This is a genomic window from Polaribacter haliotis (assembly GCF_014784055.1).
Lineage (GTDB): Bacteria > Bacteroidota > Bacteroidia > Flavobacteriales > Flavobacteriaceae > Polaribacter > Polaribacter haliotis.
This window is the reverse complement of record NZ_CP061813.1, coordinates 695,083-711,641: the sequence shown is the minus strand read 5'-3', so window position 1 is coordinate 711,641 and position 16,559 is coordinate 695,083. Positions and strand designations below refer to the sequence as shown.

The following is a 16,559-nucleotide window of genomic DNA, read 5'->3' as shown; positions in this document are numbered from 1 at the left end:
TGTTCTGTATAAAAATTACATTCGATGAAACTTTTCGATAATACTGAAGTAGCTTTTGCTTTAAAAACAGATTCTCAACTAGAACGTGCTTATTTTCTATTTAAAATGATTCAAAGTCAACCAATGGTAAGAATTGGTAGTGCAGTAACCAATTTTGCGTTAAAAGCGCATTTGCCAATCGAAGGTTTAATACGTTCGACTGTTTTCGACCATTTTTGTGGTGGAGTAACAGAAGAAGATTGTCTACCAATTATCGATAATATGCATAAAAATGGGAGTGTGCATAGTGTTTTAGACTATTCTGTAGAAGGTAAAGATAAAGAAGTAAGTTTCGATGGAGCTTTAAAAATTATTTTAAAGATTGTAGACTTTTGTGAAGAAAAAAAGTCCATTCCTTTTGCAGTATTTAAACCATCTGGGTTTGGGAGATTTGGTTTATATCAAAAAATATCAGAAGGAAAAGAATTAACAAAAGACGAGCAAGCAGAATGGAATAGAGTTTTAGTTCGTTTTCATACAGTTTGTAAGGCAGCACTTAAAAAGGACGTTCCATTATTAATAGATGCAGAAGAAAGTTGGATGCAAAAAGCGGCAGACGAGCTTATTGAAGATCTTATGGAAACTTACAACAAAGAAAAAGCCATTGTATTTAATACACTTCAAATGTATAGACACGATCGTTTGGAGTATTTAAAAGATTTACATCAAAAAGCACATCAAAAAGGGTTTCATATAGGTATGAAAGTTGTTAGAGGAGCTTACATGGAAAAAGAAAGAGAAAGAGCAGAAGAAAATGGATATCCATCTCCAATTTGCGAAAATAAAGCAGCTACAGATATAAATTACGACAAAGCGATTGAATATATGATGGAGCATCCAAAAATGGCACTTTTCGCAGGAACTCATAACGAAGAAAGTTCCTATTTAGTAATGGATTTGGCTAATAAATATGGTATTAAAAAAGACGATAATAGACTTTGGTTTGGTCAATTATTTGGTATGAGCGATCACATTAGTTACAATTTAGCAGACCAAGGATATAATGTAGCAAAATACCTTCCATTTGGTCCAGTAAGAGATGTTATGCCATATTTAATAAGACGAGCAGAAGAAAACACATCAGTTTCAGGTCAAACAAGTAGAGAGCTAAATTTAATAAAAACAGAAAAAAAACGTAGAAAATTATAATGAAAACCGTAGAGGAAATTAAAATTTTACTACACAAAAATAAATTGAGGTTACACCAAGAGTTACTTCAAAGTAAAGAAGCTATGGCTTTAATAAAAAAAGCAACACATACAAATTTAACAGTAGAAGAGAAGTTAAAAATTCGAATTCAAATGTTAGATATTTGTAAGGCAATACCAGCTTTAACTGTGTTTATGCTTCCAGGTGGCGCACTTTTATTACCACTTCTAATAAAATTAATTCCCGATATTTTACCATCCGCATTTAGAGACACACCAGATAGCAAATAATAATTTGGGCGTTCCCTTTCAGGTCGCGCTTTCCGTTTCAAGTCCTCGTTCGTACCTCACTGTGGGCTTTCCACTACAATCGCTAACGCACATTTCTGTTAACTTTTTTAATAATTTAATTACCTACGTTTTTTTTAGAAAACCTTTCAAATCTGTATTAAAAACGAATGTTTTTAAAAATCAATCATCAAAATCAAAAAATAAATAGAGAGAAGTCGTTTAAATTACTTAGAAACAACTACTTTTGCACGAAATTTAAGAAATTAAGCATGCAAATTAGAAACATCGCTATTATAGCTCACGTTGATCACGGAAAAACAACATTAGTAGATAAAATTATAGATCAAGCAAAAGTTTTAGACGATCGTAAAGAACGTACAGACTTATTGTTAGATAATAACGATTTAGAACGTGAAAGAGGAATTACAATTCTTTCAAAAAACGTTTCTGTACAATATAAAGGAACAAAAATTAATGTAATTGATACTCCTGGTCACGCCGATTTTGGTGGAGAAGTAGAGCGTGTATTAAAGATGGCAGATGGAGTTTTATTATTAGTAGATGCATTCGAAGGGCCAATGCCACAAACTCGTTTTGTATTAGGTAAAGCTTTAGAATTAGGGTTAACTCCAATTGTTGTAGTAAACAAGGTAGACAAAGAAAACTGTACACCAGATATTGTACACGAAAAAGTATTCGATTTAATGTTTGCATTAGAAGCAACAGAAGAACAATTAGATTTTGCAACTATTTATGGGTCTGCAAAAAACAATTGGATGTCTACAGATTGGAAAAACGAAACAGACAATATTATACCTTTATTAGATGCAGTAATAGAATCTATTCCAGCAACAAAATATAACGAGGGTACTGCTCAAATGCAAATTACTTCTTTAGACTTTTCTTCTTTTACAGGTAGAATAGCAATTGGACGTGTTTTTAGAGGTGATTTAGAAGTAGGTAAAGATTATATGCTTTGTAAAGCAGACGGTTCTACTAAAAAAGTAAGAATTAAAGAATTACACGTATTCGAAGGAATGGGTAAAGCACAAGTAGATAAAGTTCCTTGTGGAGATATTTGTGCAATTACTGGTTTAGATGGTTTTGAAATTGGAGATACAGTCGCAGATTTAGATAATCCAGAAGCATTGCCAAGAACAGAAATTGACCAACCTACAATGAGTATGTTGTTTACAATTAACAATTCTCCTTTCTTTGGTAAAGAAGGTAAATATGTAACATCTCGTCACTTAAGAGACAGATTGTTTAAAGAATTAGAAAAAAATCTTGCATTAAAAGTAGAAACTACAGATTCTGAAGATAAATTTAACGTTTTCGGACGTGGAGTTTTACACTTATCTGTTTTAATAGAAACAATGCGTAGAGAAGGGTATGAATTACAAGTGGGTAGACCACAAGTAATCCTTAAAGAAATAGATGGTGTAAAGTGCGAACCTTACGAAACTCTATCTATAGATGTTCCTGAAGATGTAGCTTCTAAAGCAATTAACTTGGTGTCACTTAGAAAAGGAGACATGTTAGTTATGGAGCCAAAAGGAGATTTACAACATTTAGAGTTTTCTATACCTTCTAGAGGTTTAATTGGTTTAAGAAATAAAATTTTAACTGCAACAGCTGGTGCAGCAATTATAAATCACCGTTTTTCTGAATATGGGCCTTACAAAGGAGATTTTACTGAGGAGATAAAAGGAGCAATTGTTTCTTCTGCTGCAGGTAAAGCAACTGCATATGCGTTAAACCGTTTACAAGATAGAGGACGTTTCTTTATTGATATTAACCAAGAAATTTACATTGGTCAGGTGATTGGAGAAAACTCTAAATCAGATGAAATGGCTGTGAATTTAATTAAAGGAAAGCAATTAACAAACATGCGTAAATCTGGTACAGATGACGCAATGAAAATTGCACCAAAAGTAGATTTCTCTTTAGAGGAAAATATGGAATATATTAAAGATGATGAGTATTTAGAAGTTACTCCAGAGAGTTTACGTATGCGTAAAATCAATTTTAAAGGATAATAAATACATTTTAAATTATATTTAAAAAGCTCAAGTTTTAAAACTTGAGCTTTTTTTATCTTTGCATTATGAGTGATTTTAAACAACTTTTCGAAACATTACAACAAAGTCTTAAAAACGATGTTTTTGTGAAATTAACCTTAAGTAAACCTCTTAGAAAAAGTGAAGGTTTATTAAATGTATATATGCGTTTACATATTATTGAGGGGAAGCAAGTTTTTGAATTTAAATATCGTCATGAAAGTGAAGAAAAATACAAGCAATTTTCTTTGGAAGACGCAGTTATAGAAATAGAAAGATTATTAATGGAGTCATTTAGAACAGGTACTTTATTTACCTTAAATGAAGATTTAATAGTGTTGGTTTCAAAAAAGAAACTAGTTTCTTACAGAGAGAATTACCCAAGCTTTAAAAATAAATTGCCAGAAATTTCGCCTCAAGAATTATAATATTAGTTTTTTAAAGTGAATTGTTTTTTAATATTTTCAATATCATTTTCAGAAATATTTTTAGCAGATTTTTTTAATTTTTTAATAAAAGTATTAACTTCTTCAGGGCTTGCAGGTCCACCTAAATTCTGATTCTTATCATTATAAGAATTCGTAATTACATTCATATTAGCATCTAAAATTACCCAGAAAGGTAAACCAGCTTTATCTCCATTATATTTTTTTAGTAATTCTGTGGAACCAGGGTTTTCTAATTTTTTATTTTTTGCAGATTCTTTTACAACGATAGGTACAATTACATAGTTATCTTCAAAAAAAATCTTAGTTTCTTTAGCTTTCATGTCTTTTGTCATTTTATGACACCAACCACACCAAGAAGCTTCAAATTTTATAAAAATAGCTTTATCCTCATTATTTGCCTGTATTTTAGCTTCCTTTAAAATTTCATCTGTAGATTTTTGAGAAAATGAATTTGATGTAATAAATGCAATGAAAATTGTACTAAGTAGTATTTTTTTTAGAAACATGAGATCTATTTTAGATTTTAAAAGTAATCAAATTAAATGCAATTTTTTCTCCATATTTATAAAATAATTTAGAATATTTGTACTAAAGATAATTATGTTAAATCATATTTTTTATAATAAAACTAATATACGTAACTAATGAAAACGAAAATAGGAATAATTTTACTCGCTTTTTTATTATTTAATTGTCAACCAGAATCAGATAATGAACAGAACGTGAGCTTTATGGCTTTTAATATTTATCAAGAAGGCACAAAAGTGGACGATGGATTTACACATATTAAAAATGTACTTTTAAATGTAAAACCAGATGTTGTTGGTTTTACAGAGGTTAGAAATTACTCTGGAGATTGGACTTCTAAAATGCAAAAAGCATTAGAAGAAAATGGTGTAAAATATTATAGAGGTTATGCAGGTGGAGATACTTCAATCTTAAGTAAATATCCAATAAAAAATTCTAATTTAACAGGAAAAAATAGCATCAGTAAGTTTAAATTAGAAGTAAATGAGAAAGATATTTATGTAGCAGTTGCACATTTAGATTATACAAAATATGCATGTTATTTACCAAGAGGATATTATGGAGGCACACCAAATTGGGGAGAAATCACCAATAATAAAGGAGAATTAACACCCGTAAAATCTGTAGATAGTATTCTAAGCTATAATTTGTCTTCAAAAAGAGATGAACAATTAAAAGATTTTGTTTCAAATTTAAAAGATTCAGAAAAACCATTAATATTATTGGGCGATTTTAATGAACCTTCTCATTTAGATTGGCAAGAAGAGACTAAAAATTTATATGATCATAATGGTTTGGTAGTAAATTGGCAGAACAGTTTATTTCTAAAAGATAAAGGTTTTGTAGATGTTTACAGAGAAAAATATCCAAACGCACTTAAAAACCCTGGCTTTACATGGCCATCTGAAATGAGTAAAGATGTGAGTACAAGTTGGACTCCTAAAGCAGATGAAAGAGATAGAATAGACTTTGTTTATTATTTAGGTGAAGATATTTCTGTTGAAAATATCGCAGTTGTTGGTTCCAAGAATTATTTTGTAAGAAATAAAAAATCATCAGAAAATGTAGAAAACGATGTGTTTTTAGCAAGCGATTTGTCTTGGCCATCAGATCATAAAGCAGTATTCGCAACTTTAATCTTTAAAAATTAATATATTTCATAAAAATTAAACATATTTATTAATATTGATAAATATTAGCATCTTAACTTAAATTTTACACATATCCTTTGCATTTTAAAAAATAAATTTAAGATATTTGCACAACAATAAAAGACATGAACTTTATTCAATTTCATCATCATCATTTTTACAATTGCAATCAAGCGATTTAAAAGTGTATTGAATAAAATCAAGATATTTTAAAAACCCGTTTGAGCAAATCAAACGGGTTTTTATTTAAACCGTATTTGCTCAGGCATAAAACAAAAAATAATGAGTAATTTAAGAATTGCAGTACAAAAGTCAGGTAGATTAAATGAAGATTCTATGAGTATCTTAAAAGATATCGGAATTTCTATCGACAATGGAAAAGATCAATTAAAAGCAGCTGCAAGAAATTTTCCTGTAGAAGTTTTCTACTTAAGAAATGGAGATATTCCACAATATTTACGAGATGGAGTAGTAGATGCAGCCATTATTGGAGAAAATGTTTTAATAGAAAAAGGAAGTGATTTAGAATTTGTAGAACGCTTAGGATTTTCTAAATGTAAAGTTTCAATTGCAGTTCCTAAAGAATCGAAAGCGAACTCTTTAAAAGATTTATCAGGAAAGAGAATTGCAACTTCGTATCCAGAAACCGTAAAAAAGTTCTTAAAAGAACAAAATATAAATGCACAATTACACAACATTAATGGTTCTGTAGAAATTGCGCCAAATATTGGTTTGGCAGACGGAATTTGCGATATCGTTTCAAGTGGAAGTACCTTATTTAAAAACGGATTAAAAGAAATTGAAGTTTTATTTAAGTCGGAAGCGGTTTTAGCGGTTTCACCTCAAATTTCAACAGAAAGAAAAGCAATTTTAGATAAAATTCAGTTTAGAATTCAGTCTGTTTTAAAAGGTAGAGATTCTAAATATGTGTTATTAAATGCGCCAAATGACAAGTTAGATAAGATTTTATCTTTGTTGCCAGGAATGAGAAGTCCCACAGTTTTGCCTTTGGCAGAAAAAGGTTGGAGCTCTGTACACACAGTTGTTACAAAGAATAAATTCTGGGATATTATCGAAGATTTAAAAGCAAATGGAGCAGAAGGTATTTTAGTTTGCCCAATTGAAAAAATGGTGCTTTAATTTAAAAAGTTGAATGATTTTTTGGGCGTTTTAACGGGTTTTCATTACTCGCTTTCTATCTCTTTTCAAGAGATAAAAGAGCTCAAACAAACCATTCAATCCCTAACGCTCACGCAAGTTTAAAAGTGAATAGAATTATGAAAATAATTAATAATCCATCTAAAAAAGATTGGAATAGAATTCTAGAAAGACCTACAAAAACAGTCGACGATATTGAAGGAACTGTAAATGAAGTTTTTCTTGAAGTACAAAAAGATGGAGACAAAGCAATTGAAAAATACACTCAAAAGTTCGATGGTGTTTCTGTAAAAGACAATTTAGTTTCAGAAAATGAAATTACAGAAGCAATTTCTCTAGTTTCAGATGAATTAAAAGAAGCAATTAAAGTTGCTCATAAAAATATTACGGTTTTTCATAAAGCTCAAAAAACCGAAAAAGTTTCTGTAGAAACTACAAATGGAGTTTCTTGTTGGCAAGAAAAAAGACCCATTCAAAAAGTTGGTTTGTATATTCCTGGAGGAACTGCACCACTTTTTTCAACAGTATTAATGCTGGCAATTCCTGCACAAATTGCTGGTTGTAAAGAAATAGTTTTGTGTTCTCCTCCAAATAAAGAAGGTAAAATTCACCCAGCGATTTTATTTACGGCAAATTTATGTGGTGTTACTAAAATTATTAAAGTTGGCGGAATTCAAGCTGTTGCAGGTTTAACATTCGGAACAGAAGCAATTCCGCAAGTTTATAAAATATTTGGTCCTGGAAATCAATTTGTAACGGTTGCAAAACAATTAGCAACAAAATACGGAGTTGCAATTGATATGCCTGCAGGACCAAGTGAATTATTAGTAGTTGCAGATGATTCTGCTAATGCAAGTTATGTCGCTTCAGATTTATTGAGTCAAGCAGAACATGGAGCTGACAGTCAAGTTATTTTGGTTTCTACTTCAAAAGACTTAATCAGTAAAGTTGATAAAGAAATTCAAAAACAAATTTTAGACCTGCCAAGAAAAGAAACTGCTCAAAAAGCAATTGATAATTCGAAATCTATTTTTGTAGAATCTGATGAAATTGCGTTGGATTTAATCAACGAATATGGACCAGAACACTTTATTATTTGTACAAATAACAACGATTTTTACATCGATAATATAGAAAATGCAGGTTCGGTTTTTATTGGAAATTATACACCAGAAAGTGCAGGAGATTATGCTTCAGGAACAAACCATACTTTACCAACAAACGGATTTTCGAAAGCATATTCAGGCGTAAATTTAGATAGTTTTACAAAAAGTATTACTTTTCAAAAAATATCTAAAGAAGGTATTTTAAATATTGGAAGTTCAATTGAGTTAATGGCAGAAGCAGAAGGTTTACAAGCTCATAAAAATGCTGTTTCAATTCGTTTAAAAGATTTGAAAAATTAATGTAACATTATTCGTAAAAACAAGTCTTTTAAGTATGAAATCAACCTTCGATATAAACAATTTAGTAAGGCCAAATATTAAGAATATTACGCCTTATTCTTCAGCAAGAGATGAATATAAAGATATTTCATCTGACGAAATGATCTTTTTAGATGCCAATGAAAACCCTTTTGAAAATGGTGTAAATAGATATCCAGATCCTCAACAAATTGGTGTCAAAAGAATTTTATCAAAATGTAAAAAAATAGATGAGAAAAATATTCTTTTAGGAAATGGAAGTGACGAAGTTTTAGACTTAATTTTTAGAGCTTTTTGTGAGCCAAAAGAAGACAATGTAATTACATTACCACCAACTTACGGAATGTATTCTGTTTTAGCGAATATCAATAATATAGAGAATCGAAAAATTTTATTAGATAAAGATTTTCAACCTAAAGTTGAAAAAATTCTAAGTACGATTGATAATCAGACAAAAATTTTATTTTTATGTTCGCCAAACAATCCTACAGGAAATAGTTTTTCGGAAGATAAAGTAATTGAATTGTTAAAGAAATTTAATGGTTTAGTAGTTATAGACGAAGCATATATCGATTTTTCTGAACATGAAGGTTGGTTAAAAAAGATTAAAAAGTTTCCGAATTTAATAATCACTCAAACATTGTCAAAAGCCTATGGATTGGCTGGAATTAGATTGGGCGTTTGTTATGCTTCAGAAGAAATTATTAAAATTTTAAATAATATAAAACCTCCATATAATGTAAATGAGCTTACTCAGCAAAAAGCGGTGGAGCGTTTACGAAATTATGAGGATGTTAAAAACGAAATTTCACAATTAATTAGCGAAAGAAAACGATTAAAAGACGAATTAGAATGTTGTGTTAGTTATATTGAAAAAGTGTATCCTTCTGATGGTAATTTTTTATTAATTAAGGTAGATGATGCCAATAAACGCTATAACCAGTTATTAGAATATGGTGTTGTCGTTAGAAATAGAACGACACAACCTCTGTGTGAAAATTGTTTGAGAATTAGTGTTGGTATTTTAGAAGAAAATTTAAAATTGATTCGTGCTTTAAAGGCGATTCAGTAAAATATAAAAAGATCCTGAAACGAAGTTTGGGATTGATGAACAAGTTAATCATGAAGAAAGTATTATTTATAGACAGAGATGGAACTTTGGTGTTAGAACCGCCAGTAGATTATCAATTAGATAGTTTAGAAAAGTTAGAGTATTATCCGAAAGTGTTCCAATATATGGCAAAAATTGCCAAAGAATTGGACTATGAATTGGTGATGGTTACCAACCAAGATGGTTTAGGAACAGATTCTTTTCCAGAAGATACTTTTTGGCCTGCTCAAAATAAAATTATTGCTGCTTTCGAAAAAGAAGGTGTTGTTTTTTCTGAAATTTTGATTGATAAAACGTTTCCACACGAAAATGCAGAAACTCGTAAACCAAGAACTGGTTTACTAACAAAGTATTTTTCTGATGAGTATGATTTAGAAAATTCGTTTGTTTTAGGAGACAGAATTACAGACATGGAATTGGCGAAGAATTTAGGTGCAAAAGGTATTTATTTATCGGAAAACCCAGAATTAGGAGCAGATGAAATTGAAACTTCTAAACAAGAAATTTTAGACTGTATTGCATTAACAAGTACAAATTGGTTAGCGATTTACGAGTTTTTAAAATTAGAAGATAGAGTTGCAGAAATTACAAGAAATACAAATGAAACGAAGATATATATCAAACTAAATTTAGACGGTTCTGGTAAGAATGATATTTCTACAGGTTTACACTTTTTCGATCATATGTTAGATCAAATTGGGAGACATGGTGCTATGGATTTAACGATTAAAGTGGATGGCGATTTAGAAGTAGATGAACACCACACAATAGAAGATACTATGATTGCTTTTGGTGAATTATTCAACAAAGCATTAGGAAATAAATTAGGAATTGAAAGATATGGTTTTTGCTTACCAATGGACGATTGTTTAGCGCAAGTTGCTGTTGATTTTGGAGGAAGAAATTGGCTAGAATGGGACGCAGATTTTAAGCGTGAAAAAATTGGGGATATGCCAGCAGAAATGTTTTTTCACTTATTTAAATCGTTTACAGATGGCGCAAAATGTAACTTAAACATTAAAGCAGAAGGCGTTAACGAACATCATAAAATTGAAGGAATTTTTAAAGCATTTGCGAAAGCAATGAAAATGGCAGTAAAAAGAGATTCAAATAAGATGTTTTTACCATCTACAAAAGGAATGCTTTAAAAAGTGTTGAGTTATCAATTTTTAGTTTTGAGTAATTTAACTTAAAACTAAACACTAAAAATTAAAAACTAATTATGAAACTCATAATTATAAATTACGGAGCAGGAAACATAAAAAGCATTCAATTTGCTTTTAAAAGATTAGGTGTAGATGCTATTTTGTCTAATAATATTGATGAAATTAAAGCTGCCGATAAAGTGATTTTCCCTGGCGTTGGTGAAGCAAGTTCTGCAATGAAAATGCTGCAAGAAAGTGGTTTAGATAAAATAATTCCGAATTTAAAACAACCTGTTTTAGGAATTTGTTTAGGAATGCAATTAATGTGTAATTCTTCTGAAGAAGGAAACACAAAAGGACTGGGTATTTTTGATGTTGATGTAAAAAAGTTTTCAAATGCTGTAAAAGTTCCACAAATGGGTTGGAATGTTATTTCTGATTTAAAATCAGATTTATTTACAGGAATTAAAAACAAAGAATTTATGTATTTAGTGCATAGTTTTTATGCAGAAAGTTGTGCTGAAGCAATTGCAACAACAGATTATGAAATTGAATATGCTTCTGCTTTAAAAAAGGATAACTTTTATGGAGTTCAGTTTCATCCAGAGAAAAGTGGAATAGAAGGAAGTAAGATTTTACAAAACTTTTTGAATTTATAATTTAGTCTGTCATTCCTGCGAAGGCAGGAATCTATAAATAACCTAGTATGGGTTCCTGCCTTCGCAGGAATGACAAAAACGTAATAATAAGACCCTGAAACAAGTTTAGGGTTGATTAACAAGTTAATCAATGAGAATAATACCAGCAATAGATATTATTGACGGAAAGTGTGTTCGTTTAACAAAAGGCGATTACAATACCAAGAAAATATATAATGAAAGTCCGTTAGAAGTTGCCAAAGAATTTGAAGCTGCGGGAATCGAATATTTACACGTTGTAGATTTAGATGGCGCAAAAGCGAGTGAGATTATCAATTATAAAGTTTTAGAGCAAATTGCATCAAAAACAAACTTAAAAATTGATTTTGGAGGTGGTTTAAAGTCTGATAAAGATTTGGAAATTGCTTTTAATTCAGGAGCTAATCAAATTACTGGAGGTAGTATTGCTGTGAAAAACTCTACGATTTTTGAAAGTTGGATTGAAAAATTTGGAGCTCAAAAAATTATTTTAGGAGCAGATTTTTATCCAGATAATTCAGGAGGAAAAATAGCAACAAATGGTTGGCAAGAAGAAAGTTCTTTAGAATTGATTCCTTTTATTGCAGATTATCATAAAAAGGGAATTCAGTATGTAATTTGTACAGATATTTCTAAAGATGGAATGTTGCAAGGACCAAGTTTTGATATTTATAAGGAAGTTTTATCCGAAGTAAAGGATTTAAAATTGATAGCTTCTGGTGGAATTTCAACATTTGATGAATTGCCAAAATTAGCAGAAAATGGTTGCGAAGGTGTAATTATTGGAAAAGCTATTTATGAAAATAAAATAAGCTTAAAACAATTAGAAAACTTCATTTTAAATAAATAAAATGCTCACAAAAAGAATAATACCTTGTTTAGATATTAAAAATGGAAGAACTGTAAAAGGTGTAAATTTCGTTAATTTAATAGATGCTGGAGATCCTGTAGTTTTAGCAAAACAATATGCTGAATTAGGTGCAGATGAATTGGTTTTTCTTGATATTTCTGCCACTTTAGAAGGTAGAAAAACCATGAGAGAAATGGTTTTAAAAGTTGCTGAACAAGTAAATATTCCATTTACAGTTGGTGGTGGAATTTCTTCAGTTGAAGATGTAGATTTGTTATTACAATGTGGAGCAGATAAGGTTTCTATAAATTCATCAGCAATTAAAAGACCAGAGTTAGTTAACGAATTAGCTGATAAATTTGGAAGCCAATGTGTTGTTGTTGCAATTGATGCAAAACAAGTTGATGGAGAATGGATTGTGCATTTGGCTGGCGGAACCATTCCTACAGAACTCAATTTATTTGAATGGGCAAAAGAAGTAGAAAAACGTGGAGCTGGAGAAATTTTATTTACTTCTATGAATAATGATGGTACTAAAGCAGGTTTTGCCAATGAAGCTTTAGCAAAATTATCAACAGAATTAAATATACCTATTATTGCTTCTGGTGGAGCAGGAACTGTGCAACATTTTATTGATACATTTGTAGAAGGAAAATCTGATGCAGCTTTGGCAGCAAGCGTTTTTCATTTTGGTGAAATTCCGATTTTAGAATTAAAACAAGAATTAAACAAGAATAATATTCCAGTAAGACTATAATAATGAACATAGATTTCAATAAAAATAACGATGGATTAGTTCCAGCGATCATTCAAGATGCAACTACAAAAAATGTGTTAATGTTGGGGTATATGAATGAAGAAGCTTTTGCTAAAACTCAAGAAACAAAATTAGTAACATTTTTTAGCAGAACTAAAAATAGACTCTGGACAAAAGGTGAAGAAAGTGGAAATGTGTTGAATTTAGTCGATATTAAATTAGATTGTGATAACGATACTTTATTAATTCAAGTGAATCCAAATGGACCAACGTGCCATAAAGGTTCAGATACTTGTTGGAATGAAGAGAACAATTCGAATTATGGTTTCTTTTCTACTTTAGAAAACGTAATTACAGAAAGAGTTTCTAATAAAGATACTCAAAAATCTTACGTAGCAAGTTTGTTTGCTAAAGGAATTAATAAAGTAGCGCAAAAAGTAGGAGAGGAAGCTGTAGAAACTGTTATTGAAGCAATGGACAATAACGACGAATTGTTTTTATATGAATCTGCAGATTTAATGTTTCACTATTTAATGTTATTACAAGCAAAAGGCTTTACTTTAAAAGATATCGAAGCAGAATTAATGAAAAGACAGAAGTGAAATTAGAAAGTTTAATTAATTAATATTTTTTTAGAAACTGTTTTACCATCTACTAAAATTTTGGCTATATAAACACCTTTGGCAATTTTCTTAGGCAATTTTATATACTGAACCCCATTCGCAGTAAAATAACTGTTATGCACTTTTTTACCCAGTAAAGAATATAATTTACTTTGTACTTTACTACCCAAAATAAGTCCATTTATAACTAATTCTCTTTGCTGATTAGCATAAATTGAAATATTTGTTGTAATAAAATCTTCTAAAGATAACACAGATTTTGTACTCGTATGTAAATAAAAGCGTCCATTTCCTTTTAGATTTTTATCTACTTTAATTTGATAGCTATTTGTAGTTATATTTTTTATAATTGCTAATTCTTTGTCTTCTATAAATACATTAATATCTGGAGGTAAATTTTCTATTGTAGCATTAAAAGTTAATTCTTTACCAGTTTCTGCATATACAGATAAAGGAATTATATTACTTTCATAATTTTTATTTGGTAATACTTGTATTGTAAAATCTACTTCATAACTATTATCAACTAATCTTGTATTTAATGCATATTTTGGTGTACTTGTTTGATACGCACCTGCATCATAACCAACATCTAAACCTTTGGTTCCGTTTGTTAAATAACGAATTGTTGTATTTTTTTCTGTTTCCCCATCATTCATTATAATTTTTACACGAACTTCATTATTATTAGTAGTTTTATAAAATGTAGTAGCTTTAGATTGATGACTAGTTAAAGCCTCTGAGAAAGTAAAACTTTCGTTCGCACTTTTAGGGTTTACCATAAAAGCTTGTCCTGGTGCAATATGAAATGCAGCATCATCTATTGCTATTGGCTGGTAACTTGTACCATTAAAAACATATAAAAACGAAAAAAGAGGGTTTAAACTTGCATTATTTTGACCTAGAATATTTGTAGCTCCTGCAGCAGTATTTCCAGGTAAAAAGGAAGGGAAAGGATTTCCTACACTATGCCATAAATGTGATCCACTTGCTGTGATTAATGGTACAGAAACATTATTAGTAGCGATATTACCTGTAAAAGTTAAAGAACCTGCAGTTTTTCTGCTTACAGTATATCCTTTTCCGCTAGTTAAATCGCTTGTAAGTTCTGTTGGCATATCACTCGTGTCATAATAACTCCATTTTGTAGTTTCTGCATTTTCTGAAATATAAACACCTAATGCAGATTTAGTTCCATTTGTATTTAGTGCAGGAGTGTTAGTTGTAACGAAGTCTGCAACAGATTGCGAAGTTATTGGTGCACTTATTAAATACCAATTTGCACTATTTAAAAACCGATTATAAGTAATTTTCCCTATTGAAGTTCCTGCTACTAATAAAGAAGAACTATGGCTTGCATCAGAATTTAATATTACAGAACCACCAGAATTTACTGTTATGTTGTTTATAGATAAAAAGCTGTTTTTTGTAAGTTGTATACTTCCATTAGAAGCAACTTCCAAATACTGCGCATTTGCAATATTCGTAAAAAAGATAAAACAAAGAATAGCTTTAAAAGTTTTTATCATAATTAATTGTGTGTTTCAAAACGTTTAAAAAAACATATTTAACACTTTCATATTATTTTTAAATAAATCTAAAAATAATGATTATTTATTAAATTGAGCTTTTTTCAACTCTGTAGATTTAGTTTTGTAAATTTATAAGTACTTGATAAAACTAAATAAACTATATTGTATTCATTATTAGAATATAAAGTAGGTAAAATTACAAATATTGTATTTTTATTAAATTTGTATCATCTCAAAGTATCAATTGTTTTAATATGAAAAAGTTTAAGTATATTCTTGTTTTTATTCCATTCGTTTTAATTGCTAATGCATCGTTCGCACAAAAAACAACAAAGGAAAATCTACTTGAAAAAAAAGAAAAAAATTTAGATAGTATTGTGTTAAATAAACAACACAAAAGCAAGGCAACATCTTCGTCTACAACAAGAACTGTAGGAACTGTCACAAACATAGAACCTGCAGTTATTATGGGGCAGAATAATTTTTTAACAGGAAATTCGGCTTCTAGTTTTACAGAAAACTTACGAAGTACTTCAAATAGTACAGATTGGACTTTTGGAAACATTAATTTATCTGATTTTACAGGAAATACAGATATTACGGGTGTAGTTGGTGGCTATAATGTTGCCTTAAAAGATGGAAGTGGAGCCGCACAAAGTGTGTATGCAAATCTTTTAGGAGCAAAAAATTCTGGTGCTGGAACAACAGATTTTTTAGTGGGTGCTGTAATTCAAGTTAATGCTCTTGGAAGTGGTACTGTTGATTATGCCAGATTAACTTCATCTACATTAAAGGTAGATGACTCAAATATTACTGTTAATTATGCACAAGGAATGCACAGAACATTAAGTTTACAAAACGGAACTATAAACAATGCAGCATCTGTTCTTTACTTAGATTATGATGTAGCCAATACAATTAATATTACTGGAGATGTTTCTTATATTGAAGCTGGAGAAGATGTTAGTTTAACAAGCTTAACTACAGGAGGAGAAAAAAGGTTTATTTACTACAAAGGAAATTTAAAATCTGATTTTAATGGTGTTATAAATGTTAATAAATCTATAGTTGATTTAGAAAATGCAACAGATAAGGTTTTAGTAACCAAAGAATTTGTAAAAAATGAATTTACGCTTGGTAAAAACCAATCTCCTTGGAACAATACAAATACTACAAATGCGAATCAAAACAGCACAGATATAAATTATTTAAATGGAAATGTAGGTATAGGAACTAATGATACACAGGGTTTTAAGCTTGGTGTAAATGGAAATGTTGCAGCTTTAGATGTTAAAATAGATACTTATGCAAATTGGCCAGATTTTGTTTTTGGAAAATTGTATCAGTTGCCTAGCTTAAAACAAGTTGAAGAATACATCCAAAAAAACGGACATTTAGAAAACATTCCAAGTGCAGAAAAAGTAAAAGAAGACGGTTTTTACTTGGCAAAAATGAATGCTAAATTATTGCAGAAAGTGGAGGAGTTGACATTGTACATTATTAACCAAGACAAAAGAATTAAGGCATTGGAGGAAAAAATGGTTAAAGAAAAAAAGTAATATTTTATACTTCAAACAAAGTTTTCATAAAACCTAAAGTAACCAAATAAATATTTT

Annotated in this window: 16 protein-coding genes; 14 read left to right on the top strand and 2 right to left on the bottom strand. The window is 29.9% G+C overall.

Features of this window, described 5'->3' with window-relative positions:
* Positions 1-24: 24 nt before the first annotated feature.
* From H9I45_RS02825 to H9I45_RS02810, 4 genes are all read left to right on the top strand, one after another.
* Entirely contained in the window at positions 25-1,188 is a 1,164-nt protein-coding gene (locus tag H9I45_RS02825; protein ID WP_088353452.1) for a proline dehydrogenase family protein, read from the top strand.
* Entirely contained in the window at positions 1,188-1,478 is a 291-nt protein-coding gene (locus H9I45_RS02820) for an LETM1 domain-containing protein (RefSeq protein WP_088353453.1), read from the top strand. The genes H9I45_RS02825 and H9I45_RS02820 overlap by 1 nt, the downstream gene beginning before the upstream one ends.
* Positions 1,479-1,747: 269 nt before the next feature.
* Complete coding sequence (gene typA, locus H9I45_RS02815; protein ID WP_088353454.1) at positions 1,748-3,517, top strand: translational GTPase TypA; 1,770 nt, start codon at positions 1,748-1,750, stop codon at positions 3,515-3,517.
* Positions 3,518-3,585: 68 nt separating this feature from the next.
* A complete protein-coding gene (locus tag H9I45_RS02810; protein WP_088353455.1) occupies positions 3,586-3,966 on the top strand; it encodes a hypothetical protein in 381 nt (126 codons plus the stop codon).
* A 2-nt stretch (positions 3,967-3,968) separates the two neighbouring features.
* Here H9I45_RS02810 and H9I45_RS02805 read toward each other — a convergent pair whose 3' ends face one another.
* Positions 3,969-4,493: a thioredoxin family protein gene (locus H9I45_RS02805; RefSeq protein WP_088353456.1), complete on the bottom strand. Its 525-nt coding sequence runs from the start codon at positions 4,491-4,493 to the stop codon at positions 3,969-3,971.
* Between the two features lie 138 nt (positions 4,494-4,631).
* Here H9I45_RS02805 and H9I45_RS02800 point away from each other — a divergent pair, with 138 nt between their 5' ends.
* From H9I45_RS02800 to hisIE, 9 genes are all read left to right on the top strand, one after another.
* Entirely contained in the window at positions 4,632-5,666 is a 1,035-nt protein-coding gene (locus tag H9I45_RS02800) for an endonuclease/exonuclease/phosphatase family protein (protein WP_088353457.1), read from the top strand.
* A gap of 282 nt (positions 5,667-5,948) precedes the next feature.
* Complete coding sequence (gene hisG / locus H9I45_RS02795; RefSeq protein WP_088353458.1) at positions 5,949-6,806, top strand: ATP phosphoribosyltransferase; 858 nt, start codon at positions 5,949-5,951, stop codon at positions 6,804-6,806.
* Between the two features lie 137 nt (positions 6,807-6,943).
* The gene (gene hisD / locus H9I45_RS02790; RefSeq protein ID WP_088353459.1) at positions 6,944-8,230 is read left to right on the top strand and encodes a histidinol dehydrogenase; all 1,287 of its coding nucleotides are present in this window, start codon (positions 6,944-6,946) and stop codon (positions 8,228-8,230) included.
* A 34-nt stretch (positions 8,231-8,264) separates the two neighbouring features.
* Positions 8,265-9,320 (top strand): histidinol-phosphate transaminase, encoded by a 1,056-nt coding sequence (gene hisC / locus H9I45_RS02785; RefSeq protein WP_088353460.1) that lies wholly within the window; start codon positions 8,265-8,267, stop codon positions 9,318-9,320.
* 50 nt (positions 9,321-9,370) lie between these two features.
* Positions 9,371-10,507, top strand: coding sequence for a bifunctional histidinol-phosphatase/imidazoleglycerol-phosphate dehydratase HisB (gene hisB / locus H9I45_RS02780; protein ID WP_088353461.1), 1,137 nt, complete (start codon positions 9,371-9,373; stop codon positions 10,505-10,507).
* A gap of 74 nt (positions 10,508-10,581) precedes the next feature.
* Positions 10,582-11,163: an imidazole glycerol phosphate synthase subunit HisH gene (hisH, locus tag H9I45_RS02775; RefSeq protein WP_088353462.1), complete on the top strand. Its 582-nt coding sequence runs from the start codon at positions 10,582-10,584 to the stop codon at positions 11,161-11,163.
* A gap of 130 nt (positions 11,164-11,293) precedes the next feature.
* Entirely contained in the window at positions 11,294-12,031 is a 738-nt protein-coding gene (gene hisA / locus H9I45_RS02770) for a 1-(5-phosphoribosyl)-5-[(5-phosphoribosylamino)methylideneamino]imidazole-4-carboxamide isomerase (RefSeq protein WP_088353463.1), read from the top strand.
* Position 12,032: 1 nt separating this feature from the next.
* Positions 12,033-12,788 (top strand): imidazole glycerol phosphate synthase subunit HisF, encoded by a 756-nt coding sequence (gene hisF / locus H9I45_RS02765; RefSeq protein ID WP_088353464.1) that lies wholly within the window; start codon positions 12,033-12,035, stop codon positions 12,786-12,788.
* Between the two features lie 2 nt (positions 12,789-12,790).
* Positions 12,791-13,390 carry a bifunctional phosphoribosyl-AMP cyclohydrolase/phosphoribosyl-ATP diphosphatase HisIE gene (gene hisIE, locus H9I45_RS02760; protein WP_088353465.1) on the top strand — a complete coding sequence of 200 codons (600 nt, stop codon included), beginning with the start codon at positions 12,791-12,793 and terminating at the stop codon, positions 13,388-13,390.
* An 11-nt stretch (positions 13,391-13,401) separates the two neighbouring features.
* Here hisIE and H9I45_RS02755 read toward each other — a convergent pair whose 3' ends face one another.
* The gene (locus H9I45_RS02755) at positions 13,402-14,940 is read right to left on the bottom strand and encodes a T9SS type A sorting domain-containing protein (RefSeq protein WP_088353466.1); all 1,539 of its coding nucleotides are present in this window, start codon (positions 14,938-14,940) and stop codon (positions 13,402-13,404) included.
* A 257-nt stretch (positions 14,941-15,197) separates the two neighbouring features.
* Here H9I45_RS02755 and H9I45_RS02750 point away from each other — a divergent pair, with 257 nt between their 5' ends.
* A complete protein-coding gene (locus H9I45_RS02750; protein WP_088353467.1) occupies positions 15,198-16,502 on the top strand; it encodes an autotransporter outer membrane beta-barrel domain-containing protein in 1,305 nt (434 codons plus the stop codon).
* The last annotated feature ends 57 nt before the right edge of the window (positions 16,503-16,559 follow it).